Source organism: Nonomuraea sp. NPDC049784, assembly GCF_040659615.1.
GTDB lineage: Bacteria > Actinomycetota > Actinomycetes > Streptosporangiales > Streptosporangiaceae > Nonomuraea.
In genome coordinates this window covers 1-1981 of the sequence record NZ_JBFAMX010001090.1, presented here as the reverse complement: position 1 = coordinate 1981, position 1981 = coordinate 1, and the positions used below count along the sequence as shown (strand labels likewise).

General features: G+C 67.8%; 2 protein-coding genes. One reads left to right on the top strand and one right to left on the bottom strand.

All coding sequences use genetic code 11. The features are described from left to right. A partial coding sequence (locus AB0J09_RS63550; protein ID WP_360714045.1) for a MarR family transcriptional regulator occupies positions 1 to 480 on the bottom strand: 480 nt, incomplete at its 3' end. A gap of 88 nt (positions 481 to 568) precedes the next feature. Between AB0J09_RS63550 and AB0J09_RS63545 the strand changes: the two genes are divergently transcribed. Next, positions 569 to 1921: an extracellular solute-binding protein gene (locus AB0J09_RS63545; protein WP_360714043.1), complete on the top strand. Its 1353-nt coding sequence runs from the start codon at positions 569 to 571 to the stop codon at positions 1919 to 1921. Positions 1922 to 1981: the final 60 nt, after the last annotated feature.

Here is a 1981-nt window from a genome sequence, read left to right as displayed (position 1 = left end):
CATGACGCCGTCCCGGTCCAGCGGCCCCGGGCAGGCCAGGCCCACCCCGATCACCTTGTCGTCCGCCACCCCCGTCTCCCGCAGGATCCGCCGCGCCGCCCTGGCCATCTGCCGGATCACCGACTCGGGCTCGAGCCCGGGCCGCACGGGCAGGTGCAGCCGTGCGACCGGCCGCCCCGCCAGGTCGGCCAGCACGCACGAGAGCTCCTTGGGGTCGAAGTGCACCCCGACCGCGTATCCGGCGCCGGGGTCCACGCGCAGGATCGTGCGCGGCTTGCCGCCGCGTGACGGCACGGACCCGTCCTCCACGACGAGCCCCTCCTCCAGCAGCCTGCGCACGATCACCGATACGGTCTGCGCGGTCAGCCTGGTGCGGGCGGCGATCTGGACCCGGCTGATGCCGTCGGACACCTGGATCGCCTCCAGGACCACGGCTCGGTTGTAGCTCCCCACTTCCGGCAGGTTCGTGCCGCGTCGCATGTGAGCAATATCACCACAGAGTGTTGACTTAGTAAATCAAATTGATTTACGTTCACGGGCAAACCCAAGGAAACACGGGGAGACCGTGATGAAACGTGCGCTGGCCGGTTCCCTCCTCCTCTTGACAGCCGTCGCCGGGTGCGGTGCCTCACAAGACACCTCCAGCAGCGGCAAGGAACTCGAGGTCCTCTACAAGGTCGAGCCGACGTGGCCGCATCTGGAGAAGATGCTCGGCAACGCGAAGAAGCAGTACGAAGCCGCCCATCCCGGCGTCAAGATCAAGCTCACCCCCGTCCAGGGCAACAACGAGGCGTACTACACGAAGCTGGCACTCCTCAACCGCTCCCCCGACTCCGCGCCCGACCTCTACTACCACGACACGTTCCAGGTCAACGCGGACGTCGCGGCCGGCAAGCTGGCCCCGCTCGACGACTACCTGGCCAAGTGGCCCGACTGGAGCACCCAGTTCCCCGACTCGGTCAAGCAGGCCGCCAAGGGCGGCGACGGCAAGATCTACGGCGTGCCGATCAGCACGGACACGCGCGGCCTCTGGTACCAGAAGGACGTCTTCGCCAAGGCCGGGCTCCCGGTCCCGTGGGAGCCGAAGACCTGGAACGACGTGCTGACGGCGGCCCGCACGATCAAGCAGAAGCTCCCCGGCGTCGTCCCCTTCAGCATGTACTCCACGAAGATCCACGGCGAGGCGTCGACCATGCAGGGCTTCGAGATGCTCCTGTACGGCACGCCGGGCGGCACCCTCTACGACGAGACGCAGAAGAAGTGGGTGGCCGGAGGCAAGAACTTCACCGACGCCCTGACCTTCATCAACACCATCTACCGCGAGGAGCTGGGCCCGAAGCAGGCCGACGCCCACAACTCCAAGCTCGCCGACAAGAACAACTACGAGTGGTTCCCGAACGCCAAGCTGGGCATCGCGCTCGACGGGGCGTGGACCGGGGCGGCGTGGAAGCCGACCAGCACCAAGCCGTGGCCGGAGTGGAAGGACAAGATGGGCTGGACGGCCATGCCGACGCAGAACGGCGAGGCGCCGGGCGCGGTCAGCATGTCCGGCGGCTGGGTGATGGCGATGAGCGCCTACACGAAGAACAAGCAGGAGGCGTTCGACTTCATCACGACGGCCACCAACAAGGAGAACTCGATGACGTACTCGGTGGGCACGGGTGACCTGGCCGCCCGCAAGGACGTGGCCGCCGACCCCAAGTACAACGCCGAGAACCCGAGCATCAAGTTCTTCACCGACCTGGCCTCCGTCACCCATTACCGGCCGGCCTTCGAGGCGTACCCCAAGGTGTCCGCTCAGGTCCAGGAGGCCATGGAGGCGGTCACGACCGGCTCCCAGAGCCCTGAGGAGGCCACCGCGAGCTACGCCAAGGCGCTGCCGTCGGCCGTCGGCGGCCCCGACAAGGTCCTGGCCCGATGACGATCGTCACGGCCCCGTCCCCGTCCGTGACGAGCCGCCCCGGACGGGGGGGGGGACCGC

What these genes read in the sequence shown, in the direction of transcription:
- AB0J09_RS63545 (WP_360714043.1), top strand. Translation starts at nt 569, where the DNA reads ATGAAACGTGCGCTGGCCGGTTCCCTCCTCCTCTTGACAGCCGTCGCC.